At 45.4% G+C, this 23,793-nt stretch carries 19 protein-coding genes; 15 read left to right on the forward strand and 4 right to left on the reverse strand.

What is annotated here, in order from left to right; all coding sequences use genetic code 11:
* Positions 1 to 23: 23 nt before the first annotated feature.
* Positions 24 to 461: a DUF309 domain-containing protein gene (locus NG796_RS08000; RefSeq protein ID WP_261205476.1), complete on the reverse strand. Its 438-nt coding sequence runs from the start codon at positions 459 to 461 to the stop codon at positions 24 to 26.
* A gap of 788 nt (positions 462 to 1,249) precedes the next feature.
* Between NG796_RS08000 and NG796_RS08005 the strand changes: the two genes are divergently transcribed.
* From NG796_RS08005 to thrB, 7 genes are all read left to right on the forward strand, one after another.
* Positions 1,250 to 1,588: a CU044_2847 family protein gene (locus tag NG796_RS08005; protein WP_261205374.1), complete on the forward strand. Its 339-nt coding sequence runs from the start codon at positions 1,250 to 1,252 to the stop codon at positions 1,586 to 1,588.
* Between the two features lie 28 nt (positions 1,589 to 1,616).
* A complete protein-coding gene (locus NG796_RS08010; RefSeq protein ID WP_261205375.1) occupies positions 1,617 to 3,302 on the forward strand; it encodes a serine protease in 1,686 nt (561 codons plus the stop codon).
* Between the two features lie 268 nt (positions 3,303 to 3,570).
* The gene (locus tag NG796_RS08015; protein ID WP_261205376.1) at positions 3,571 to 4,002 is read left to right on the forward strand and encodes a DUF29 domain-containing protein; all 432 of its coding nucleotides are present in this window, start codon (positions 3,571 to 3,573) and stop codon (positions 4,000 to 4,002) included.
* A gap of 101 nt (positions 4,003 to 4,103) precedes the next feature.
* Positions 4,104 to 4,535: a DUF29 domain-containing protein gene (locus tag NG796_RS08020; RefSeq protein ID WP_261205377.1), complete on the forward strand. Its 432-nt coding sequence runs from the start codon at positions 4,104 to 4,106 to the stop codon at positions 4,533 to 4,535.
* Between the two features lie 678 nt (positions 4,536 to 5,213).
* Complete coding sequence (locus NG796_RS08025; RefSeq protein ID WP_261205378.1) at positions 5,214 to 6,119, forward strand: pentapeptide repeat-containing protein; 906 nt, start codon at positions 5,214 to 5,216, stop codon at positions 6,117 to 6,119.
* A 503-nt stretch (positions 6,120 to 6,622) separates the two neighbouring features.
* Complete coding sequence (locus tag NG796_RS08030; protein WP_261205379.1) at positions 6,623 to 7,411, forward strand: hypothetical protein; 789 nt, start codon at positions 6,623 to 6,625, stop codon at positions 7,409 to 7,411.
* 318 nt (positions 7,412 to 7,729) lie between these two features.
* Positions 7,730 to 8,719, forward strand: coding sequence for a homoserine kinase (gene thrB, locus NG796_RS08035; RefSeq protein ID WP_261205380.1), 990 nt, complete (start codon positions 7,730 to 7,732; stop codon positions 8,717 to 8,719).
* Positions 8,720 to 8,854: 135 nt separating this feature from the next.
* On the opposite strand, the gene metX is transcribed toward thrB, so the two are convergent.
* The 3 genes from metX to NG796_RS08050 all read right to left on the reverse strand — a co-directional run bounded on the left by metX (position 8,855) and on the right by NG796_RS08050 (position 12,383).
* Positions 8,855 to 9,964 (reverse strand): homoserine O-acetyltransferase MetX, encoded by a 1,110-nt coding sequence (metX, locus tag NG796_RS08040; protein ID WP_261205381.1) that lies wholly within the window; start codon positions 9,962 to 9,964, stop codon positions 8,855 to 8,857.
* 367 nt (positions 9,965 to 10,331) lie between these two features.
* The gene (locus tag NG796_RS08045) at positions 10,332 to 11,633 is read right to left on the reverse strand and encodes an O-acetylhomoserine aminocarboxypropyltransferase/cysteine synthase family protein (RefSeq protein WP_261205382.1); all 1,302 of its coding nucleotides are present in this window, start codon (positions 11,631 to 11,633) and stop codon (positions 10,332 to 10,334) included.
* 534 nt (positions 11,634 to 12,167) lie between these two features.
* A complete protein-coding gene (locus NG796_RS08050) occupies positions 12,168 to 12,383 on the reverse strand; it encodes a hypothetical protein (RefSeq protein ID WP_261205383.1) in 216 nt (71 codons plus the stop codon).
* A gap of 318 nt (positions 12,384 to 12,701) precedes the next feature.
* On the opposite strand from NG796_RS08050, the gene NG796_RS08055 reads away from it, so the two are divergent.
* From NG796_RS08055 to NG796_RS08090, 8 genes are all read left to right on the forward strand, one after another.
* Positions 12,702 to 14,330, forward strand: a complete 1,629-nt coding sequence (locus tag NG796_RS08055; protein ID WP_261205384.1) for an NAD(P)H-quinone oxidoreductase subunit 4 — start codon at positions 12,702 to 12,704, stop codon at positions 14,328 to 14,330.
* A gap of 1,052 nt (positions 14,331 to 15,382) precedes the next feature.
* Complete coding sequence (locus tag NG796_RS08060; RefSeq protein ID WP_261205385.1) at positions 15,383 to 16,876, forward strand: GumC family protein; 1,494 nt, start codon at positions 15,383 to 15,385, stop codon at positions 16,874 to 16,876.
* Positions 16,873 to 18,171 carry an O-antigen ligase domain-containing protein gene (locus NG796_RS08065; RefSeq protein ID WP_261205386.1) on the forward strand — a complete coding sequence of 433 codons (1,299 nt, stop codon included), beginning with the start codon at positions 16,873 to 16,875 and terminating at the stop codon, positions 18,169 to 18,171. The genes NG796_RS08060 and NG796_RS08065 overlap by 4 nt, the downstream gene beginning before the upstream one ends.
* The gene (locus tag NG796_RS08070; RefSeq protein ID WP_261205387.1) at positions 18,137 to 19,129 is read left to right on the forward strand and encodes a glycosyltransferase family 4 protein; all 993 of its coding nucleotides are present in this window, start codon (positions 18,137 to 18,139) and stop codon (positions 19,127 to 19,129) included. Before NG796_RS08065 ends, NG796_RS08070 begins: the two co-directional genes overlap by 35 nt.
* Before the next feature lie 77 nt (positions 19,130 to 19,206).
* On the forward strand, positions 19,207 to 20,277 hold the full coding sequence (locus tag NG796_RS08075; protein ID WP_261205388.1) for a phosphotransferase family protein: 1,071 nt from the start codon (positions 19,207 to 19,209) through the stop codon (positions 20,275 to 20,277).
* The gene (locus NG796_RS08080; protein WP_261205389.1) at positions 20,252 to 21,514 is read left to right on the forward strand and encodes a lipopolysaccharide biosynthesis protein; all 1,263 of its coding nucleotides are present in this window, start codon (positions 20,252 to 20,254) and stop codon (positions 21,512 to 21,514) included. Before NG796_RS08075 ends, NG796_RS08080 begins: the two co-directional genes overlap by 26 nt.
* A 119-nt stretch (positions 21,515 to 21,633) precedes the next feature.
* Positions 21,634 to 22,653, forward strand: coding sequence for a glycosyltransferase family 2 protein (locus NG796_RS08085; RefSeq protein ID WP_261205390.1), 1,020 nt, complete (start codon positions 21,634 to 21,636; stop codon positions 22,651 to 22,653).
* 109 nt (positions 22,654 to 22,762) lie between these two features.
* Complete coding sequence (locus tag NG796_RS08090; RefSeq protein ID WP_261205391.1) at positions 22,763 to 23,785, forward strand: glycosyltransferase family A protein; 1,023 nt, start codon at positions 22,763 to 22,765, stop codon at positions 23,783 to 23,785.
* Positions 23,786 to 23,793: the final 8 nt, after the last annotated feature.

A 23,793-nucleotide genomic window follows, 5' to 3' on the forward strand; every position in this document is an offset into this window, starting at 1 on the left:
AATGTCTTGAGGAATTTTTTAATTCATTCAAACTTGTTATAGACCACTTTCACAATTTGAGGGACTTTCAATCCGGCTATTTCATCAGTTGGTTCGAGTCGATCCGAACTCAATAACTGTTGCGCAAACTCTGCCACATTATCAGGCCCTGACTCCTGCAAAGCTCGTAAAATTTTTTGACTTTCTCTGAGTAATTTTTCGACATTTATATTATAATATTCAGGAGAATAATACCCTAATCGACTCATTCCTTCGCCCAATAAAATGGCCGCACCTCGCCAGTTGAGATTTCCTAAATGATAAAGGGATACGGCAATCTGTAGCACCCCTTGATAAAACTTTTTGTCTGGTTCTACTGCATCCATCCATAAAGCTTCTAAGGTGTCGTGGCAGGCATAAAAATCTTGAGCATTAAACTGCTCTACCGCTTGCCAAAATTCTTCAGGAATCTCTTCTGTCATCGTATTTAATTCTATCACAATTCAACCCCGATTAGAGGCGCTCCAAGCTACAGAATTTGGCAAAGTGGAGCGGCTCTTGTGGTATTTTATCCCATGCGGCGATCGCTGAACAGCCCCACCCCAAGCAGGAGCCATCCCACGCCAAATCCGGTCCCTCATGAAACTTTGACCTAAATAATTTTGGCCCGTAGCCTGGTAAATTTTCTCTAACATGGAAAAATGGATAGCAATAGGAGAGCCAATGCTATATTTGGGGACAGAAATATCTTAATCTAGGTAACAGGGATGCGATCGCCCTTTCACTAACCGGCGATCAAAGCCATTGATCGCTATCACGCTTCCGAACTTGAGTTGTGGACCTCTTATGCCAGTAATCGGGTAATATTGAGTTCACCTTACCTGCTCCCAGCAATTTACCAATCCCCTGGGAATCGAGACCTGGAGTGCGGATATCCGTTTTTTTAACGGCAATTTCGCCCGATAAGCGAAAGACACCTAGACCCTGCTAGAGTAAATTCTCATGGGTGGCAGACATGGGTATGATGCGAATATTGTGGCCCCAATGCTCGTTTACGGCATTAGAGCGCTACTCACGTCACGAATAACGTCCAAGATTTAAGCGATTTTGGGATATATTAAGGTTGCGATCCTAGCTAGTAGGGGGAAGCGGAGATCTCTATGCTCTGTCTGTTTTAGGTTAAGCGCACCATCTATTTAATTAATATCCACCCTTCCAGATCCCCCGTGAAAAAAATGTTAGAAATATTAGAGTAGTGCTATAAAATTTTATGGAATCTCCCACTAAAATAGTTCCAATACAACTTGCTGACGGAACAATAATCCGCCTTGAGGCTACTGTTTTTGGAAAATCTGTAGAAGAAACCCCTGTTGCTATTGGCGAAGAAATAGAAACCGATGTTTCCTTTAAAATACCACTCAAAGAAGTAACGGATGCGATTGAAGGTATTGCCGGGGCTATCAAAAAAAGCTTGGATAAAGTTAAACCGAGTAAAGCAAGCGTTGAATTTGCTTTAGAGTTTGGTTATGAGTCCGGAGAACTTACCGCTATGATAGTCAAAGGTACTGGTAAAGCAAACTTAAAGATTACTCTGGAGTGGAGTAACTAATAATTTAGGTAAAGAGTTGTAGTTACAGATGGATGGTCAGCTATATGAACTTTTCCGAGAATGCACAGTCCGGTTGAAAACACCTAGCGATTACGGTACCGGCTTTTGGGTAGCTCCTGGGCTAATCCTTACCTGTACTCATGTGGTCAAGGGGGCAGATATCAATTTGATTCAAGTTTGCTGGCAAGAGGAAATTTACATTCCAGACAGAGTTGAGCCGTTGTCAGAACCTGATCTAGCGCTTCTGAGCTTGCCAATAGACCATCATCCTTGTGTTTATTTGGATGAGGAAGTAAAACCCGGGCACAAACTTTACAGTTATGGTTACCCAGATCAAGACCGCGACGGTGCATCTATAACTGTTGAGTGTGAAGGCCCTTCTGATAAGGGGCAGTTACTTACGATTAAAGATGAAAACGTGCGGCCAGGGTTTAGTGGAGCACCTTTGCTAAATCAACACACTCTAAAGGTATGTGGAATTATAAAAAGTGGACGTAACGTACGCGTTACACCTGATATTTTACGAGGAGTGGGCGGACAAGCAATCCCAATAAGGGTTATTTTTCATGAATGGCCCGAACTGCAAGATAAAAATCTGGATTTTCATGAGAGAGATAGGAGTTGGATAAGTTTTTTGTCAACGATTGAGGCACTTGATTCGGATTGGGAATCTTTAGATGCTACTGGCAAAAGAATTACCAACTACTTGAAAACATCTCTGTTTTTGTTAGGTGTTCTTTGTTCTTGGCTTATCCTAGGATTGTTTGCTAAAAATTCTTTCCCTTTTGAATTTGCTATTTCATTGCTGTTGTGTTCTCTTACTGGAAAAATTGGACAAGAGGTTAGACGCCAACAAAAACAGCTCAAACAATTAGAGTTATCCCCATTTTATTCTATTAAGGGAGAGGCCAAAAGGCTAAACAAGCTTGATTCGCGATATTGGCTTCTTATAAAGATTATAGATTTTGCTTCAGGAGGAGAAACTGATTCAATTAGTACCTCTCGACTTTTTTGGACAATCGAAGCCCTTGATGAGCAAAGAGCTATTATTTTAGAACTAAAAAATGAACCTTCTAATACTTTAACTTTATTAAGCAACATTCAAAATTTTATACAACGTATTTTTTCTTCGATAAATCCTGGTAATAGGGAGTTAACAAAAACAAATCTGGTATTAAATATGTTGATTCATAACTATGTTTTTGTAACGACACAATATTACATAGAAATTCACGAGATTTTCATTAATTTGACAATAACACTTAAAGAATACCCTTTGTTTATAGATTCATTTAATTTAACAATAGTTTTTTTGGGAGATCTATTCAAGGAAGTAAATAAAATTTTAGATTTAGCAATAGCTGAATCCTTAGAAAAATTAGACCAAGAATTGATAAAAAATAAAAGAATAAAACTTTTATATAAAATCAGGATTTTGTTGCACTGGATTGCCAAAAATGATGAATCAGTATTTTTTGAAAATAGTGATGGTGTGTTTAATGAAAAGCCCCAAATTTTAATTCAAGGTGGACCTATCAGATCTTGGATAAATAGGCGCACATATCATTTTAACAGAGACTGTAAATTGTATCCAGAAAGAGTGAAATATGAAGAAAAGACCAAGATTATTTGTTATAACAGTCGTGAAGAAGCCGAGAAAGATAATAGAAATCCATGCAAAATATGTATTAAATTAAATGTTAAGGCAGATTAGGCTTAACTATCTGGAATAAATATTTGGTAAAAATATTCAATCAAAATACTAAAAATAAATTTTATTTATTGCAGCTAGGAAAAAAGCTTAATTTACAACTAAAATAGTAATAAATTAAGGATATTTTTATCTAAGAAAAAAATAATTTCGGAGTTTGACAATTGATTTTACTCAACCCCATCATCTCAAATTCTATAAAATTTCAATTAAGAGCTGCCCATCAAAATAAATTTTAAACCTGTAAAACTACACCTAAAATAGTTGACTTATGGAAGAACTGTTAGAACTCAAAGAAAAGCTCCTCAAAGGTGATATTCAAGGGTCTTTAGCACTGGTTGAAGAATTGACAGAAATAGGACGTAAAGACATCATCAAGAATATTCGCAGTTATGCGGTGATTTTACTGATCCATTTGATTAAGCAGCAAGTAGAAAAACGGTCTACTCGGTCTTGGGATGTCTCGATTCGTAATTGGATTTTAGAAATAAAAGAAGAAAATAAGCGACCAAAATCAGCCGGATTTTACCTTTCCCTAGACAAATTACAGGAAGTTTTAGAAACTGCGTATCAACAAGCGTTTAATACAGCGTCCTTAGAAGTGGAAGAAGGGCGTTACGACGTCGGGGAGTTGGAAGAGAAACTAAATCAAGCAGAAATTATCGATCGCGCCTTGGGTTTAATTACAGCCGAATCAGAATAAGGGGGGCAATCTACTAGATTTTGCTCGGGGTTTGGACCCGGCGATCGCCCCCTGGGATAAACCGGCATCACTTGACGCTAAACTTTCTCTGATGTTGACTTATGGAAGAACTGTTAGAACTCAAAGAAAAACTCCTCAAAGGCGATATTCAAGGGTCTTTAGAACTGGTTGAAGAATTGACAGAAATGGGACGGAAAGACATCATCAAAACCATTCGCAGTTATGCGGTGATTTTACTGCTCCATCTGATTAAGCAACAAGTAGAAAATCGGTCTACTCGGTCTTGGGATGTGTCAATTCGTAATTCAGTTCGGGAAATTCAGTGGGAAAATAAGCGCCGGAAAGCTGGGGGTTATTACTTGAATCGGGAAGAGTTACTGGAAACAGTAGAAGAAGCCTATACCAATGCCCTTGATGAAGCGTCCTTAGAAGTGGAAGAGGGGCGTTATGAGGTGCGGGAGTTGGCTGAGAAAGTAAATCGAGTCGAAATTATCGATCGCGCTTTAGGTTTAATTACAGCAGAATCAGAATAAGGGGGCCAATCTACCGAATTTTTATGTACCCCTGCATACTCGGGAGCACTCTCCCCTGAATTCTGTACTCAATAACTCAACCCCCTCCCAATCACGCTCATCTGACGCGGTAGAAACTATTCGGGATTGAACAAAACTCAGCAGAACAATTCGCCGATCGCCCAATGGCTGACCCTGAAATCAGGTGTTCAGGTTCTATCGCTACATCTGTGTCTACAAAAACTTTTCTTTAAACCAAAAAACCCGCTGAAGGGGGGATCAAGATTAGCCCCAATTGGAGCCCGATCAAGAGATCCATTGCTGATGCTTTGAGGATCAAAGACGGGGGGTTTGCGAGTCCGGGAGTAAGCACTTTTACTCTGGGGTATGAAAATACAGTTTAGAGATTGACACCACTGGGACTGCGCGATAACCTGACCATAAGTACAAGGCTGATCCTCAAGAATTCTTGGAACAAAACTTATTACCATCTGGCACTCATTAAGCCTACAATGACAATATGAATAAATTATTTAATTTTTTGGGCAGTCCCCCATATTATGGCTTGAGGCAGAATAGGTCTGAGCGTTAAAATTTTATATAATTCTGCTGATCCTAAGCCAGCCCTAAACCACGTCCCAATACAAAACCGTTGAGAAAGCCAAGCCTTTCACAAAAATCGAGGGAGCAATGAATCGGATGAACGTTAGCGAACTACTTGAACAGTATGAAATGGGTCAGAGGGATTTTTCTGGGGTGGACCTGAGTGGAGCCGATCTCAGCCGAACCAACCTAGCCGGTATAAATCTCAGTCATTCAGTGTTGCGGGGAACGAATTTAAGTCGCGCAAATTTGACTAAAGCGGACTTTAGTAAGGCGGCATTGCAATGGGCGAATCTGAGCTATGCAAAGATGGAAAACGCTAAATTGATGGATGCAGATCTAACCAAAGCGGCGCTCTCCGGTGCAGTTTTAGTCAAAGCAAAATTACCTAGAGCCAAACTCAGCGCGGCGAATCTCAATAGTACAAACCTGCGAAGTGCCAACCTACGAAGTGCAAATTTGACAGGTGCAAATCTGGAATGGGTAAATCTGCGCGCGGCTAACCTGACGGGTGCCAACCTCAGTTGGGCTATCCTAAATTGGGCCAGACTCAGCGGTGCAATGCTCTATGGTGCCAATTTAAACGGCATTACCCTAGAGGGGGCCTATTTAAACGGGGTAGACCTGAATGGGGTCAATCTCAATGGCATCAATCTCAAGCAAGCTAAATTGAGTAACTCTAATTTAGAGGGGGCGAGCTTGATTGCTGCTAATCTCTCGGATGCCACAATGCGATCGGCGAGTTTAATGGGGGCGGACCTGAGTGGAGCCAATTTAACGGGAGCTTCTCTCCAGAAAGCTAACTTAAATTGGGCCTCTTTAAATCGGGCTGAGTTGGTGGAAGCGGACCTGAGTAATGCCACGTTGGTGGGAACGAATGTCGAGGGGGCGAATTTTGCCGATGCAGTTTTACCCGAACTAACGAGGCGCTACTTTTATTTAACTACTGGCGGCAGTTCGAGCTATCAATCTGAGCGAGTCGTGAGCGCTCCGATGAGTTAACTTTGATGAGGTTCAGGAGCAAGCAAGCGCCGGTGATGACTGCGCTTGCTGCTACCGGATTGAGCAACTCTTTCTCCGGTCACTGAGTAGCCTGTAGTGGCTTGTGAAGAGCAAAATGAGGGCTATTCCCTAGATTTTTGGATGCTAGGAAATAGAGTTTATACCCGGTAAGGGCAATCTAAAAATTAAAATATCCTTATATATATAGACCTCTGGTAAAAAACTGGATTGCTCCTCCCAACCGATCGCGGTTTTGAAGGGGGGCTTCAGAGAATTTTGCCAAAAGTCTAATCAATGGCTTGGGGATTGTAGGGAGCGATCGCACCGAACTTGAGTCCCCTGCGCTCGCCACACCAGGACCGATCGCCGATGGGTCATCCCCCAGATTAGGGGTGAAATTGCTGGGTAGGGTTGTCAGAGATTTTTGAGATCGCCAGAATAAATGCGATAAAATCCTTGAACAATGAAAAACTCTTAAACTACCTGCGATTTACCCAATGGGGATGCAACGCTCGCTTTTTCTTCTTGGACTCTGCCTGGTTGTGGCTTTGGGGGCAGTATGGGGTTGGGTGCTAGTCGGACTCGACTCTGTAACCTGGAAACTAGCGTTATCGATACCGGCTGGATTGGTCCTGTTTTGGCCGATCGCCCAGCATATTGCCAACAGTTCATCACTATCCGTAGGAACTAGACGGGAATGCGTGATTGAATTAACCCTCAAGTTCCTGGCTAAAACTATCATGGGAGTCAGTGCTGTAACTGGGGTGGGAGCATTGCTACTCGCCGGGTTTTGGGCCATTACTAGGCGGGGGGCGATGGCTAAAGAAACTGCCCTGTTCGGGGTCCAGTCGTTCGGGGTTGCCCTCGCTGCTTTGCTGATGGCGATCGCCTGTCATTATCTCTTTCGCTTCCTTCTCAAAAAGTTAGGGGCCGTCCAACTGGATATTCTCTATTTAGCTGGGGCCGGGGCTACGGTTCTAGCCGGGGGTGGACTGATCGCTGCTCAAACCTGGATAGGCATCCTAGAGGAACCCGCTCTCTCCCACCGAATTGCCAATTCTGCCTGGATTGCAGTGGTGGGAGTTGGCTATGCCTGGGTACAAATTCTAGCGGCTACCCCCAATGAGAAAAAAGTCGTCGTTCCTGATGCCTTCATGACAGCTTTCGTGGTAGTCTGTGGGTCCGTTTTATTTTGGGCGATCGGCAAAGCAGCCTTTCCCGTGGCGATCGGGTTACTGGCTTGGGTGGGCGCTTTAATCTTGGATAAAGACCAGAAAAAACGAAAATTTTAGATGAGTCATCCCCCTTAAATATGAAGATAAGACATTGCAGATCCTCATCCTCTCAGGCGCGGAACTTTGACTTTGATTTCATTACACCTCGGGCAAAATTCCTCTAAACCCACCCGCACCAACCCCCCCTTGATCCGGACAGGAGTTAGAGTTTGCATGAGGTTAGAAACCGGGTTTCTTGACAAACTTTTTGCTCATCAGCCACGAATGAGGAACAGAAACCAGGTCTCTGGTCCTATGGATTTAATCCTGAACCCTGCCTTAGAAAATTTTTAACTTTTTTCTCAACCGACGAAACGTAATCCCTTAAAACCTTTGATGTCTTCTACCCAATCCACCGTTACCGTTACCGTTCCGGCCACCACTGCTAACCTTGGGCCGGGTTTTGACTGTTTTGGGGCTGCATTGACCCTGTACAATCACTTTAAGTTTTCGCCGATCGCCCTCAATCCATCCACACCGGCTCAAAAACCGCTTCAGATTCTCGTCAAGGGATTAGAAGCCGATCGCGTGATTGCTGATGAGACCAATCTGGTCTATAAAGCTTTTGCTAAATTCTACGCCCATCTCGGCCAATCTCCACCGCCGGTTACAATCGAGATAGAACTGGGCGTTCCCCTCGCGCGAGGACTGGGAAGTTCCGCAACGGCGATCGCCGGGGGATTGATGGGAGCCAATCACCTTGCCGGAAAACCCCTGACGCTACTGCAACTGGTGGATCTGGCGATTGACATGGAAAAGCATCCCGATAACGTCGTTCCAGCCTTACTCGGGGGATGTCGTCTGGCGGCATCGATCCCGGAAGAGTTAGCAACGGATGGACCTGGTTGGGAAATCTGTGACGTGTCCTGGCATTCAGAAATTGTCCCGGTAGTGGCAATTCCGGATTTTGAGTTAGCCACAGAAACCGCGCGACAAGTGCTGCCAACCCACTACACCCGGGCGGATGCGATTTATAATACCGCCCATTTGGGGTTACTCCTGCGGGGATTGGCTACGAACAATGGTCAATGGTTGCGCGTTGCCATGAGCGATCGCCTCCATCAGCCCTATCGCAAGAGTTTGATTCCCGGTTATGATGCGGTTCATGCAGCGGCTTTAAATGCGGGAGCCTACGGGTTGACCATTAGTGGTGCGGGTCCAACCCTGTTGGCGTTATGTTCTCCAGGGCAGTCGGCAGATGTGGCGATCGCAATGGTGGAAGCATGGCAGCAAGCCGGAATTCACTCCCAGGCACAATCTGTACAACTGGATATCCGAGGCTCGGTGAGTGTGGAAGCGAAATCTTCCTTGTCCCCAACCCGTTAACTTTTCTACCTCCGGGTAAGGGCTTTGTCGGTGGTAATTTTCCTCTAGTTGCGCCACAGGAGGCAGAACCTCCAACGGCGCGTGACTTAAGTTGAGCTTTCGTCACGAGGAAAATTACCCCAGTGCCGGTTCTGGCTAATTATCCACGCGCCAAATTCGGGACAGATGAGAGCGATCGCGATTGGCGGCATTCCAGTCCAGGGACTTGCGGAAATTCACCACCATTGCATTCAAGTCTTCCATATCAATTAAAAAAGCATCGTGACCGTGGGGAGAGTTCAACCAACCCAGTTGAGCATTGGGAATCAACTGCGCTAACTTCTCTTGTTCCACCGGAGGATAAAGTACATCCGAGTCGATCGCCACCACGAGAGTCGGTTGCTGGATACTGGCGAGCACCGAATCATAATCCCCAATTCCACGAGACACATCGTGACTATCCATCGCGTAAGTCAGGGTGATATAACTATTCGCATCAAAGCGATTCACCAGTTTTTGACCTTGATGGTGGAGATAGTTTACGATTTCCCAATTGCCATCCGCACTTTTGTTGCGCCCAAATTTTTGCTCTAAACTGGCCCAACTGCGATAAGAACACATTGCCATCATCCGTGCAGCAGACAATCCAGCGGCGGGAGGTTGTTCAATGGTGTAATAGCCACCGCGCCAGTAAGGGTCCGCATAAATGGCTTGGCGTTGGGCTTCGCTGAGTCCAATACACCAGGGGGAATGTCTTCCCGAGGCGGCAAAGGTGGCGATCGCCTCGACTTTTTCCGGATACATTACCCCCCATTCGAGGACCTGCATCCCCCCTAATGACCCCCCGATCACCAGCTTCACTTTGGCAACTTCCAATTCATCCAGCAAGGCCGCTTGGACTCGCACCATATCCCGAATCGTAATCCGAGGGAAATCGGGACCGTAGGGACAGCCGGTTTCTGGATTGACCGAGGTAGGTCCAGTGGTGCCGTAACAACTGCCCAGGACGTTGCTACAAATCATAAAATCTTTTTCCGTATCCAGGGCTTTTCCCGGTCCAAACAACGGGTCCCACCACTGATCCGCATCGGCCCATCCGGTTAACGCATGGCAGATAACCACGGCATTATCTCGTTCAGGGTTGAGCTTCCCCCAGGTGCGATAGGCAACTTGCACCCCGATCAAAACCTGTCCAGATTCTAGGATAACGGGTTGTTTAAGCTCACAAAACTGGGTTTCAGGGGAAATATATCGGGTCTCATTCATAATGTTTCATCTCTAGCGATCGCATAATGGGTCGGTGAACAATCGGCTAAGAAACGCTCCTGGCGTCTGATAACCGTTAGCGTTGGGTATTCGCTGACGGCTTGTTGCTACATAGTACCCCTTGCCGGTCACCGACTCCCCTCAATTTTTATTGTTTCTATTGTAATCCAATCTTGTTCTGGGTTCTATTTTTTAGGTCACGAATTGATCATCCCTGGAGTTCTGGTGGGAAAAATCAGACTCCAAAGGCCCTCTATTTTGAATGAAGTTCTGAAGGTTAGAGGTGCGAACACAGAGGCGATCGCCTCTGTGACGCAGCATTCTGTAATTAACCCTTTCCTTCCTTTGCAGGCAACAGGGTTAATCCCTAAGCTTTAAAAGCTTGGTCGAAATCCGCCTTGATATCCTCAATATGTTCAATTCCCACAGACACCCGAATCATATCTGGGGTAACCCCAGAAGATGTTTGTTCCTCTTCACTCAATTGTTGATGAGTCGTCGAGGCGGGATGAATCACCAGAGTTTTGGCATCGCCGACATTGGCTAAATGGCTGGCTAACTTCACACTATTGATAAATTCTCGCCCCGCTTCCATGCCACCTTTAATCCCAAAATTGACCACACAGCCAAACCCATTGGTCAGGTATTTTTGAGCTAAATTGTGATAGGGATTATCCTTGAGTCCGGCATATTTAACCCATGCGACCTTGGGATGATTAGAGAGCCAAGTCGCTAATTCCATCGCATTATCAGCATGACGCTTAACTCGCAGAGAGAGGGTTTCTAACCCCTGCAAGAGTAAGAAGGCATTAAAGGGACTCATCGCCGGTCCAAAATCGCGCAATCCTTCTACTCGGGCGCGAATGATAAAGGCAATATTCCCAAAAGGACTCTTGGGTCCAAAGACTTCATAGAAATTCATCCCATGATAACCCGGAGACGGTTCCGTAAAAATCGGGAATTTGCCATTTCCCCAATCAAATTTACCCGAATCCACAATCACGCCGCCAATGGATGTCCCATGACCGCCAATCCATTTGGTTGCCGATTCCGTAATGATATCTGCACCATGTTCCAAGGGTTTACATAAGTAACCCCCACACCCAAAAGTATTATCTACAATTAAGGGAATTCCATGTTCATGGGCGATATCCGCAATGGCAGAAAAATCAGGAATATTGCATTTAGGATTCCCAATACTTTCTAAATAAATGGCCTTGGTTTTGTCATCGATCGCTTGACGAAAATCTTCCGGATTATCTCCATCAACAAATTTAACGCTAATCCCTAAACGGGGCAGGGCGACTTTAAATTGATTGTAGGTTCCGCCATAAACAAAACTGGTAGAAACAATGTTATCTCCGGCTTCACAGATCGTAGCGATCGCCAGAAATTGTGCAGCTTGACCACTCGATGTTGCTAAGGCTGCAACCCCCCCTTCCAACGCAGCAATCCGCTTCTCAAATGCATCGGTTGTCGGGTTCATAATTCGGGTATAAATATTCCCGAATTCTTTCAGAGCAAATAAATTGGCTCCGTGGTCCGCGTCATTGAAGACATAAGAAGTGGTTTGATAAATTGGAACAGCCCGGGCATTTGTCCCTGGGGCTGGTTCCTGTCCGGCATGAACTTGTAGGGTCTCAAAGCGGTAGTTCGGCGTTTCACTCATAAACTTGAAAAGTTCCTCGAATTTCTGGTGTTTTTAGCTGATTGGATATACAATTCATCTAGCGCTAGAGAGTCATACTTGACAAGGATTTTACCCTTCCCTAACCAGCTCAAAACATTAAGCAATTATAGGGCTATTTTTTTCGGCTCGGGTGATATTTTTAAAAAACTTAATAAACTCTCAAGGTCCAAGACTCGATAAACACTCAGGTCTGACCCTGTTTTGGAGGGAATTTTTTAATAACAGAAAGTGCTTCTCATCTGCCAGCAAACCAGGCGGGGAAATTAACAGGCCATCACTTGAGGGACCGGCCCCATCAGTAGAGCCTAGGTCATGGACCCGGGTCAAGTACCAGTGATACCCAATCCAGTTGTAGTAGGTCTATAAAACCCTGCCACCTCAAAAGAATGGGGCTATTTGCAACCGGATTTGGTAGGACTTCAATTCAGGAATCAACGGGGACGAGTGTCGAGTTCTATGCCGTTGTTCTCAATTGAATAAATCCCGGAAGCGCCGGGGTGGGCCTAGGAGAGCTTACCGGACGATGGAGAGTTCATCCACGACTTGCACCCGTCCCCGGCACAGAGAACGGAGGAGGCGATCGAGACTGAAGCGGTCCTCGTCGCTGAGGGATTCATCTAAAATCGCGGCCATCAGTCCATAGCGATCGGCTTTGGTGATGCAGTGGGTATCTTGGACCGTGGCAAGTAGTTCAGGAATGGCACCGGGGAGCAAGTTGAGGTAATACATCAGTAGGGTGTTGAACTCGACATCTTTATCATCCCGTGTTTTCTCGCGATCGCCCGTGATTCTACTGAACCCCCTCCGTGATTCTAACGAGGTTTAGCAGTGATCTAACCCAATCAGGTGCGGTGATGGCGATCGCCAGGAAGGAATCCCGAGAATTCAAGGGACCTCAATCCCCCAATAGGGACTGAACTGTTCACCATGATAAGCATTTATACTAGCTTATCAGTCCTATTGATGATTTTTACTTAACATCCCTTTTCAAAACTTTATATAGCTTAATAAACTAAAAGAGTAAGCAATAAGTATTTATTACCATCTATGTTAAGCATAGACTTTCCCTGGCTAACCACTATAATTCTTTTCCCGCTCCTAGCGGCCTTAGTCATCCCGGTACTTCCCGATCAAGAGGGTAAAACCATTCGCCTTTACAGCTTAGGCGTCGGCGCGATCGAACTCGCCCTCACCCTAGTCGCTTTTTGGCAAAACTACGACCTCCAGAACCCCGAATTGCAGCTTGCTGAATCTTACCCCTGGATCCCTCAACTGGGGCTAAACTGGACCCTCGCCGTTGATGGCATTTCCATGCCCCTGATTGTCTTAACCGCCTTAGTCACCACCCTTGCCATTGCCGCCGGGTGGAACGTCACCAAAAAGCCCCGGTTATTCTATGCCCTGATGTTGGTCTTGTACAGCGCCCAAATTGGCGTCTTTGCCGCTGGGGATATGCTGCTGTTCTTCCTGATGTGGGAAATCGAACTCGTGCCGGTTTACCTGCTCATTTCGATTTGGGGTGGGGAAAAACGCCTCTATGCCGCGACTAAATTCATTTTATATACTGCATTAGCTTCTATCTTTATTCTGGTCGCAGCCTTAGCAATGGCATTCTACGGCGATACCATTACCTTTAATATGGCCGAACTGAGTGCCAGACATTATCCCATTGCCTTAGAATTGCTGCTTTATGCTGGGTTGTTCATCGCCTTTGGCGTCAAACTCCCCATTTTCCCCCTGCATACCTGGCTCCCTGACGCTCACGGAGAAGCCTCTGCCCCAGTTTCCATGATTTTAGCTGGGGTCTTGCTGAAAATGGGCGGCTATGCCTTAATTCGCATGAACCTGGAAATGCTTCCCAATGCCCATCTCTACTTTGCCCCAGTTCTAGCAATCCTGGGGGTCGTGAATATTGTTTATGGCGCATTGAGTGCCTTTGGGCAAGATCACCTCAAGCGGCGTTTAGCCTATTCTTCCATTTCCCACATGGGATTTGTCTTGATTGGGATTGCTTCTTTAACGGAACTGGGAATCAGCGGTGCTGTTTTGCAAATGATCTCTCACGGATTGATTGCTGCCGCTTTATTCTTCCTCGCTGGAGTCACCTACGATCGCACTCATACCCTGGCAATGGAAAAAATGGGCGGTTTGGCGAAGTTGATGCCTAAAGTATTTGCCCTATTTACTGCCGGTGCAATGGCATCCTTGGCGTTACCGGGGATGAGTGGATTTGTGAGTGAGTTGACCGTATTTTTGGGACTTTCCACCAGTTACGCTTACAGCACCCCGTTTAAAGTGGTGGTGATTGGGTTAGCTGCCGTGGGTTTAATTGTCACCCCCATTTATTTGCTCTCTATGCTGCGCCAGGTGTTCTACGGCAAAGTTGAGCCAATGGTGAATGTCGAGGCGTGGGAGTTCATGGATGCGAAACCTCGGGAAATTGCGATCGCCGCTTGTCTGTTATTGCCCATTATCGGAATTGGGTTATATCCGAAAGTGGCGACTCAAACCTACGACGTGAAAACCACGGAAGTTGCCGCAGAGGTTCGCAATGCCCTACCCATCTTTGCTCAACAGCAAGATCGCTTGTTCTCCGGTGGATTTTACGCCCCCAGTATCCCCCGTGTCGATGCTCAAGCTTTATTTGGCGTGACGGATATCGGTAAGGGCGCTTAATAGATTTCGGGGCATGACAATTCATGCCCCACAGTTACCCCATACTCCCGAATCCTGGCTGAATTCGGGAGTTTAACGCTTTTTAGGGACTTGTTTGCTATGCCGCAAGCATCCCCTATGATTTAGACTCGCTGTATATATATAGTGAATATCTAAAAGTCTGTTGAGTGAACACCTTTGGTTCTGAGCCGTAGGCGATCGGTACAGTACCGATTAAAAACCAGATTTTTGGACAAAATTTTGTGCGAATTGCTACAGATTTTCTCAAAAAACTCGATTTATCTTATTCATACGGTGCTGATATTTTAAGGCTCAACGCCGGAAAGCTTTCGGGTGGGGATTAGATAAAAAGGAGAAAAAACAGGCTTTCTCCGGGGTAATAAATGGCTGATTATTAAAGATTGTGTAAAGACAAGGGGTTTGTAACCTCAAAGCATTTGTTGAAATTAGCCCGCCCAAGCGGGCTTTATTTTATGTGATTCCACCCTTCCAGGCTAGGGGATTTCCGATAGATCCGCCTCTAGGAGTAAGCGTGGGAACAAATGTAATCCACGTTTCTAAACTTGACCCAATGAAGTAGGACGATTTACACCCTGGAGTATAGATGACAGGGAGAGAGTTTTATGCTATTTCTTGGCGGCATGGTCCGTAAATCTTCATTTTTAGCGTAGTAATCAGCTATTGGAAGTTTTTTTTAGAAAAAATCACCTCAAAACTTCATCCCAATGGCAGATGAGAGCTTTACAACTGATCGATGAGAATTATAAGCAAGCGATAGAGAACTCCGAGAGTCAAAAGCGGACCTGAAATGGACTGTCCAGTGTGAGGACAAATCCCAAACAGAACGCTTAAAGATGGGGAGACTTTCTATCGGGTCGAACTCTAGTAGAATGGCGGGACTCTGAAAGGGGGTGGGATGGCCTGACCCACTAACTCCTTAAATATCGGAAGACCGGCTGCATTTACCACTGTGCGATCGCACTGATTGTCTGGGTCTGAATTGAGCAACAGACCCCCGTGAGTATCGCTGCTGATAGGAAGAGGATAAAGTTATGAATGATGCTGTAAAAATCTTTTCTCATTATAATACCAAGTCAGGCTCTGTGTCTAAAAAAAGCCGGTGGCCTATTTACTTATTTTTAGGAATTACAACGAATCTGGTGGTTTGGGGGCTGGCGATCGCCTATATTACCCTCAAAGCCCCAAACTATACGACAAAATGGTCGATCACGTTACCGAGTACGGGTTCTACAACCCGCGTAGACTTACCCGATATTGGGATCGCTTCCTCCCAAACCGACTCTCCCTACCGATATGATTCCCACCACGACCCTCGGGAAAATTACAAATATATTGCTGGAAGCGATGAGGTGAGAAGCCGCGCAGCCCAATTGCTCAATCTCGACCTGAAAGCCTTCAATAAACCCAAGATCGAGATTATCGGCAACTCCACCCTAATGGAGTTTGAAATTGTCGGAGATACTCCCCAACTCGCTCAACAAAAGGCAACCGCCCTCCACCAAGCCTTTGAACTTCAGTTAGAGGCACTCAGGCAAGAAGAAATCAGTGATCAGGACCGCAGCTTACAAATGTTGCTCAGTCAGTCTCAGCAAAACTTAGAACAGGCCCAGGCTAGATTATCTGAGTATCAAGTTAGCTCCAGCATCATGTCTTCTGAGCAATTGGTTGATCTCTCAAAAACCATTGAAGCCTTACGGAAGCAAAAAGCGGAAGTGGATGCCCTGAATCGGCAAAGTAATGCCCGAATGGTCCAAATTACTCAAAACTTAGACCTTTCCCCCGCAGAAGCAAACGAAGCCTTTGCCTTACAGTCTGATGCTTTATTTCAAGACTCTCTGCTGAAATATCAAACGGCGAGGGGTGAGTTAACGACCTTGACCTCGGTTTATACTCCGCGTCATCCTGTGGTTCTGGCTAAACAACAAGAAATCGACGAAGCCCGAGAACAATTAACCCAACGGAGTCAGCAAATTGTCGGGCGACCCTTTGATCCGGAAATCTGGGAACAAACCAACTTAGGAAGTGGCGACAATGCCTCTAAGCGAGACCTCTTTTTCCAAGAGTTAATTACATTTCAAACCGAAAATGTGGGCTTAGAAGCACAATCCCAAGAGTTAGGATCGCAGATTGCCAGCTTGGAAAATCGCTTAAAAACCTTGTCCGTGCAGGGGTCAGAACTGGAAAATTTACGCCGGGACGTTCAAATCGCCGAAGCGGTGTTTTCTTCAACTTTAACCCAGCTTGATATCAGTAAATCTAACATTTTTGCCAGCTATCCACGGATTCAAATGTTGACGCCACCGGCCTTGCCTGAAGAACCGAGTTCGCCTAAAAAAGTTTTAGCCTTACTTGGTGCAGGCATGAGTTCGATCTTTTTTACCACTGGATTTCTGCTGCTGTGGATGCGGGATGTCAAAAATCAACGGCGTAAACAGGGGGTAATCCTAGAGCCTAAACCCCAACCGATTCCCGTTAACTCAGCTTACCCTCAGCAAAATTCCTCTACCGCAGTGTCTAAGCGATGAAGCCAGAAAATCTACCTGAAAAGTTAGTGTGGTATTACATTCTTGGCACTTATATCATTTACTTTATAGGCGCTCAGTATGTACTTGCCCCTCTGTTATCTTATGTTCTGCTATTTTATGTGCTAAAAAAATGGTGGAACCAAACGGAGGAGACACCCCTAGAAGAACGGGTCAGGTTTACTCCCTCGAACTGGCTGTGGATTGTGGCGATGTTCATCATGCACATCGCGTTAATCATGGGTCATATAGAGTTTGGAATGGGATTACCGCAAATCATTCGCTCTACGGTGAATGGATGGCTCCGAAGCTGGGCGCTGTTGGCACTCTTTCCCCTCGCCGCTCATTTAGATATTCGCCCAAAGTTGATTTATCGAGCGATCGCTATTCTTTGTATTCAAAGTTTGATTTTGATTCCCTTCGGTTATCTGTTTAGCATGGCCGGTCTTCCGAGCAAGCTCTATACTTCTCCTTTGCAAGCTTTTGGAGGGGGTTCTTTATACAACGTCAATTTACTCTATCAGTATGATTCCGAAGGGGGTCAAACGCGAATGTTTTTATTCGCACCTTGGGCACCGGCGTTAGGAATGATTGGCAATATGTACTTTGCGATCGTTCAACAAGAGCAAGACAAAAAATGGCGGTGGTGGGGGATGGTGGGGGCAGCAGCAATGGCGGTTTCATCGGTTTCTCGCTTAGGAATTATCGCCTTGCCTTTGGTTCCTGTCGCGGTGTGGGGATTGACCCATTTTTTAAGACCTTGGGTAATCTTTACATCCGGGTTTGCCAGTTTAGGCTTAGGGCTATTTGCACCCGCCTTGATCGAGTTTCTCAGCGCCGTTAAAAATCGATTTACTCAAGCCCGGGCTAGTTCTTCCCACGTTCGAGATCAACTCCAAGAAATAGCCCTTTATCGATGGAAAATGGATGCCCCTATTTGGGGACATGGCATTCTTCAACCGAAAGGACCAAAAGTGGTGGAATATATGCCCGTTGGCTCTCACCATACTTGGGTTGGGGTGTTGTTTCTGCATGGACTCGTCGGCTTTTTCGCCATCGCGATTCCCATGATTTGGACCTTCATAGAAATGCTGATTAAAGCCCAGCACTCTCAAATTGCTAAAGTTAGCTTACAATTTCTGATAGTTTTATTTTTGTTCACTTTTGCGGAAAATGTTCAGGGTTTGGCTTACCTCTATTGGCCCTGTTTGATTCTGATGGGCATGGCCTTTAAAGAACAATTAATCGTTTGGAGCGACACTGATGAAAAAGAAACGTATCTTATTTCTGATTTCTGATAAAAAGATGGGCGGTGTGATGACAATGGTGGATAGTTTGACGGGTTCTTATCTATCCAAACAGTTTGACTTTAAAACCGTGTGCCTCGATGCCCATGAAGCCATCAATGAACGGGTGACTCCCGATGTCGTGGTGATTAATAAAGCCTGTACCTGGAAGAGAATCCCGAATTTACTCTGGTTATATCTCCGGAAAAGAAAAACCCAAGTGGTGATTATCGAGCATCACTACACGGCGGGATTTGAAACCCATCAAGTTCCTGAGAAAAAGCGCTTCCGGTTGATGCTAAAAATTTCTTACGCTTTAGCCGATCGCGTGGTGGCAGTTTCCGAAGACCAAGCCGATTGGATGTTTAAAAACAACCTCGTAGAGGCTGAAAAGCTTTATAAAATTAATCCAGCGGTCAAACTGAAAGAATTCCTAGAAGTGTCCGATCGCCAGCCCCGCAAAGAAATTCATTTAGCCGCCTATGGTCGATTCTGCCAACAAAAAGGATTTGACATTTTGATAGAGGCCATGAAGTTAATTCCCCAACATACTGTGAATTTATATTTAGGAGGTGATGGCCCGGACAAAGATGACTTGAAAGAGCGCGCCATCGGCTTAAAAAACGTGACATTTTGTGGGGCAATTGACGATGTTCCGCAGTTTTTAGAAGGATGTGATGCAGTGGTCATTTCATCACGCTGGGAACCCTTTGGATTAGTCTGCATGGAAGCCAAAGCCGCAGGAAAACCCGTGATTGCCTCAGATATTGATGGGTTACGAGAACAAGTGGACAATTGTGGGATTTTGGTTCCCCCAGAAGATCCCGTTAAATTGGCCGAGGCGATCGCCTCCTTGGGCGATCATGACCTGTTGACTTGGGGGCAAAATGGGCGGAACTCGGTCAAAGATGCCCGGACCCAATTTTTAACAAAATGGGAAAACTTACTGCTGGAATTAACTCAAAGTTAAAATCGGTCTGTTTTTTTAAAAGTTCTGATCAACATCTCAATCATCAATAGAAAGGAAGATATTTAATGAAAAAGTCCATGCGCTGGGATCGTTTTTTTACGAGGGGAACACCAGTTATCGCACTGCCGGATTGGAATGCTCCTCGGCTTTTTGTCCCGGCTGAAAATTTTTCGCAGCGGTGGAAAGGAAGCTCCTTATGTCCTCCGCCCTCGGTGGAACCCGATGCCATTGCCTTGCCCCCAAAACTGAGGCGAATTTTGTATCGAATTCGGGTGGCGTTAGGCCCGTCACCGATCATATTTGCCAACCGAAAAAAGTCGGGATCAATCGATATTAAAGGGTTTGTCCGGGAGGTTTTACCCGAGTTTAGTTGGGCCGCCCTTTCCGTCGGTGTTCCGGGTAAAGCGCAGAAAATTACCGCCCAACTTTGGAACGATCGCAATGAAGTGATTGGATATTTGAAATACTCTTCCAAACCCATCGCCTGCGATCGCATCGCCCGGGAATACGCCGTTCTTTCTCAATTGGATGTCCAACCCCGACCCTTAAAATTTGGCCCATTGAGTAAGGGGACTGCCCTTTTAATCGAACCGATTCAGGGAAAACATATCTCTTGTGGAACGCTTCCCCCAGAACCCGCGATTCTCACTCTCCTCGATCAGTATGCGATCGCCCCACCTGTGCCCCTACATGAGCATCCTTGGGTTCAATCGTTCCAACAAACAGCCGAACCCTTCGCCATCAAGTGGTTAGAAGCCCTGGACCGTCGCCCCTGGCCGATTGTCGCCCTACATGGGGATTTTTCCCCCTGGAACCTGTTGCGATCGCCCGATGGCAATATTTTTGCCATTGACTGGGAATATGGTGTAGCGGAAGGGTTTCCCTACCTCGACCTCGCGTATTACATCCTACAGGTCGCCTATTGGTGCTTGCAGTGGTCTCCCACTCAAGCTTTTGAGTCCGCAGTCAAGTTTCTCTCTAGTACAGATGGGCCAAACCTGACATTAGCGGAAGCAACAGCGATCGTGCGATTGAGTGCCTATCAGGGCTATCAATTTATGCTCGAAGATGGACATTCTTTGGAAGAAGAACCTCAATATTGGCGATCTAAGGTGTGGGAACATGAACTTTGCAACGTTACAAACTAAGGTTAAAAAGAAGCTCAGTAACAAATTTGTTCAGAATATTGGCTGGCTAACCGGGGCCGAATTTGCCATCCGAATTGTCCGCTTACTGACAACCGTGGTCTTAGCCCGGTTTTTAACCCAGTACGATTATGGATTGGCAGCCATTGTCTTAACCACTTATGAATTTACCCATGTTTTTACCGACATTGGCATCGGTGCCAAACTGATTCAAGCCGAACCCGAAGAACTCGAAGACCTCTGCCGAAATGCTTATTGGATGAGTTGGGTCCTCTATGGCGGCTTATTTCTGGGTCAGGCCCTGGTTGCTTTTCCCATTGCCTGGTTTTATAGCGATACCAATCTAATTTTCCCCATCGCCGTTTTAGGAGGTGTCTTTTTAATCACCCCGTTAGGGGTCGTGCAAGCCATCTTACTCCGTCGAGAAAATCGCTTAGAAATTCAAGCGCTCAATCATACCGCTGTCCAGGGAACCAGTAACTTGTTATCCCTGGTTTTTGCGGTCTTAGGATGGGGAATTTGGGCCATTGTCATTCCGAAAATTATGGTAACCCCTTTATGGGCTTATATCTACCTCCGCAACCACTCTTGGCGGCCAAAAGGAGGTTTTCGGAACGATAAATGGAAAGAGATTTTTGGGTTTGGGAAAAATGTCTTGGGCATTGAACTATTAAAGACCCTGAGAACGAATCTGGATTATATCCTCGTGGGTCGCTTTTTAGGAATTACGGAGCTAGGCGCTTACTTTTTTGCCTTTAATGCTGGATTGGGCATTAGCTTGAGCATTATTAAATCCATTAATGCTGCCCTCTTACCTCATTTATGTGCACTCCGACAAGACTGGGTAAAAATGAAACAGCAGTTCTATAAGAGCTTAAAGGTAATTGCTGCTTTAATCATTCCCTTAGCCCTCTTACAATCCACAATGGCCCCGTTCTATGTCCCGATTGTCTTTGGAGAAAAATGGATCGGAGCCATTCCGGTTTTAATGCTAATCTGTCTCTCTGCTATCCCTCGTCCGTTTGGGGATGCTGCCTCTCAATTAATGGTGGCAATTGGCCGACCGGATATCGATTTTAAGTGGAATATTATCTTTACCACAATCTTTACCATCAGCCTGTTTATCGGCCTCCAGTGGCAAGTGATTGGGTTAGCAGTAACCGTATTACTCGTTCATGCGATCGCCTTACCGGCCTATACGATTTGGGCGAGTCGGTATGCGTTCAACCGCAATCGCTAATCCTTACTCGGGGGAACCGTTAATCACCGTTTCCCCCAGGCCATTCCCCTCTTTTGTATCCCCTTTTAAAAAGAACAACCCTCTCCTTAAGTCCTTTAGTAAATTGCAGGGTTAAATCTATGAAATTTATTTCTGTCATCGTTCCCGTTTATAACCTAGAACAGTATATCGTTGACACCATCCAATCTGTGTTAGCCCAAACTTACAAGCATTTTGAATTGATTGTAATTGATGATGGATCAACCGACCGAACCGCTGAAATTTGCGAACAATTTCAGGAACCCAAATTAAAATTAATTCGTCAGAGAAATAAAGGGGCAAATGCCGCTCGAAATGCGGGACTGCGGGCAGCTCAAGGAGACTATATTGCTTTTCTTGATGGGGATGACCTCTGGTTCCCTGAAAAACTCGCCAAGCATATTGAGCATTTAGAACAGTCCCCACAAGTGGGCATTAGCTATAGTCAATCCGCTTTTATTGATGAAGCAGGAAACCCTATGGGACTCTATCAAATGCCTAAACTCACTGACATTACGGTTAAAGATGTCCTCTGTCGTAATCCTATTAGTAATGGATCCTGTGCTGTCCTTCGTAAAGAGGTATTTGAAGATATTAAATTCCAAGATGACCTCTATGGAACTCAGGACGATTTTTACTGGGATGAGCGATTAGAAGGATCACAAGACCTCGATTGTTGGTTTAGAATTGCTCTGCAAACGGATTGGAAAATGGAAGGAATTTCCGAAATTTTAACCTTGTATCGGGTGAATTCTCATGGACTCTCGGCCAAACTCTTAAAAAAACAAGAGTCTTGGGAACAAGTTATCGAAAAAACTCGGCAGTATGCACCGGATGCCGTCGCTCAATGGGAAAATCCAGCCCGCGCTTATCACTTGCGATATTTGGCGCGTCGGGCAGTTACATTAAAGGATGGAATAACCGCCCTAAAATTAGCCTGGATTGCGATCGCCACTCACCCCAAAATGGTGCTAGAAGAACCGAAACGCACGGTAGTTACCCTAGGGGCTGCCACAGTTCTTTCAGTGCTGCCTAAACCCATTTATCAACAACTCGAAGACCTTGGAATGAAAGTAGCAGGATGGTTTCAAAAACGTCAAGTTTTTCAGTATAAAATTTAACCCCTCTGTTGCCGTTCCTTCTCAACCCTCGATTTTCTAGCCGTAGGGAAACCAGGTTCTCCCTAAACTGTTTTAAAATTTACTCACTTTCTCAATCTAACCAGTCATTATGAAGCTAGTTTCGGTAGTGGTTCCGGTTTATAATGTTGAAACCTATATTGCGGAAACCATTCAGTCAATTCTCAATCAAACGTACTCTAATTTTGAAATCCTGCTTGTCAATGATGGGTCAAGCGATCGCAGTATAGAAATTATTCAAACCTTTGATGACCCCCGCATCACTCTGATTCATCAAGAGAACCAAGGGGTATCAGCCGCCCGAAATCGGGGAATTGCGCAAGCCAAGGGAGAGTATGTTGCCTTAATTGATGGGGATGATATCTGGGCTCCGGAAAAGCTGGAAAAGCACGTTGAACATTTAGAAAAATCCCCCAAAATTGGCCTTAGTTTTTGTCGTTCTGCGTTTATTGACCTCAAAGGAATGCCCTTGGGAATTTATCAAATGCCCCGGCTTCACAATATTGAACCCCATCATATTCTCTGCCGAAACCCCATTGGTAATGGGTCAGTTCCAGTAATTCGTCGGGCTGCCCTTGAAGCAATTAAACATCCCTCAACCCGAAATAATGGTGCATCAATTTCCTATTTTGATGAGAGTCTTCACCACTTAGAAGATGTAGAATGCTGGCTCCGAATTGCCCTAAAAAGTGATTGGCAAGTGGAAGGTATTCCTGAAGCACTTACCCTCTACCGCGTTAATTTAGCAGGGGCTTCAACTAAGGTTGATCAGCAGATAGCTTCCTTAGAAAAAATGCTGCTTAAAACTGCCACTTATGCGCCTGAACTCGTGGCAGAATGGGGCAGTATGGCGCGGGCTTATCAAATTCGCTTTTTATCCCGCAGAATGGTCAGTCTCGGCAAGGGAAAACAAGCGGTGAAACTGGCAAATCAAGCGCTGTTAACCTCCTGGAAAATCGCCCGGGATGAGCCTCGCCGGACCTTTCTCACTTTAGCGGCAGCCTATTCCCTCTATCTTTTACCCGCATTTATTTATAAACAAATCGAAGCCCGAGGGATGAAAATGGCGGGACTGGCGCAACAAAAACGAATTCTGCGCGAACAGCGTAACTAGACAATTGA

This window comes from Laspinema sp. D2d (genome assembly GCF_025370755.1).
In the GTDB taxonomy this organism is placed as follows: Bacteria; Cyanobacteriota; Cyanobacteriia; order Cyanobacteriales; family Laspinemataceae; genus Laspinema.

Excerpts from the sequence above, each read along its gene's own strand:
- NG796_RS08025 (WP_261205378.1), top strand. The coding sequence starts at position 5,214 with ATGAACGTTAGCGAACTACTTGAACAGTATGAAATGGGTCAGAGGGAT.
- thrB (WP_261205380.1), top strand. The coding sequence starts at position 7,730 with ATGTCTTCTACCCAATCCACCGTTACCGTTACCGTTCCGGCCACCACT.
- NG796_RS08055 (WP_261205384.1), top strand. The coding sequence starts at position 12,702 with ATGTTAAGCATAGACTTTCCCTGGCTAACCACTATAATTCTTTTCCCG.
- NG796_RS08070 (WP_261205387.1), top strand. The coding sequence starts at position 18,137 with ATGAAAAAGAAACGTATCTTATTTCTGATTTCTGATAAAAAGATGGGC.
- NG796_RS08050 (WP_261205383.1), bottom strand. The coding sequence starts at position 12,383 with ATGTATTACCTCAACTTGCTCCCCGGTGCCATTCCTGAACTACTTGCC.
- NG796_RS08020 (WP_261205377.1), top strand. The coding sequence starts at position 4,104 with ATGGAAGAACTGTTAGAACTCAAAGAAAAACTCCTCAAAGGCGATATT.
- NG796_RS08045 (WP_261205382.1), bottom strand. The coding sequence starts at position 11,633 with ATGAGTGAAACGCCGAACTACCGCTTTGAGACCCTACAAGTTCATGCC.
- NG796_RS08005 (WP_261205374.1), top strand. The coding sequence starts at position 1,250 with ATGGAATCTCCCACTAAAATAGTTCCAATACAACTTGCTGACGGAACA.
- NG796_RS08030 (WP_261205379.1), top strand. The coding sequence starts at position 6,623 with ATGCAACGCTCGCTTTTTCTTCTTGGACTCTGCCTGGTTGTGGCTTTG.
- NG796_RS08085 (WP_261205390.1), top strand. The coding sequence starts at position 21,634 with ATGAAATTTATTTCTGTCATCGTTCCCGTTTATAACCTAGAACAGTAT.
- metX (WP_261205381.1), bottom strand. The coding sequence starts at position 9,964 with ATGAATGAGACCCGATATATTTCCCCTGAAACCCAGTTTTGTGAGCTT.
- NG796_RS08000 (WP_261205476.1), bottom strand. The coding sequence starts at position 461 with ATGACAGAAGAGATTCCTGAAGAATTTTGGCAAGCGGTAGAGCAGTTT.
- NG796_RS08010 (WP_261205375.1), top strand. The coding sequence starts at position 1,617 with ATGGATGGTCAGCTATATGAACTTTTCCGAGAATGCACAGTCCGGTTG.
- NG796_RS08075 (WP_261205388.1), top strand. The coding sequence starts at position 19,207 with ATGCGCTGGGATCGTTTTTTTACGAGGGGAACACCAGTTATCGCACTG.
- NG796_RS08065 (WP_261205386.1), top strand. The coding sequence starts at position 16,873 with ATGAAGCCAGAAAATCTACCTGAAAAGTTAGTGTGGTATTACATTCTT.
- NG796_RS08090 (WP_261205391.1), top strand. The coding sequence starts at position 22,763 with ATGAAGCTAGTTTCGGTAGTGGTTCCGGTTTATAATGTTGAAACCTAT.
- NG796_RS08015 (WP_261205376.1), top strand. The coding sequence starts at position 3,571 with ATGGAAGAACTGTTAGAACTCAAAGAAAAGCTCCTCAAAGGTGATATT.
- NG796_RS08060 (WP_261205385.1), top strand. The coding sequence starts at position 15,383 with ATGAATGATGCTGTAAAAATCTTTTCTCATTATAATACCAAGTCAGGC.
- NG796_RS08080 (WP_261205389.1), top strand. The coding sequence starts at position 20,252 with ATGAACTTTGCAACGTTACAAACTAAGGTTAAAAAGAAGCTCAGTAAC.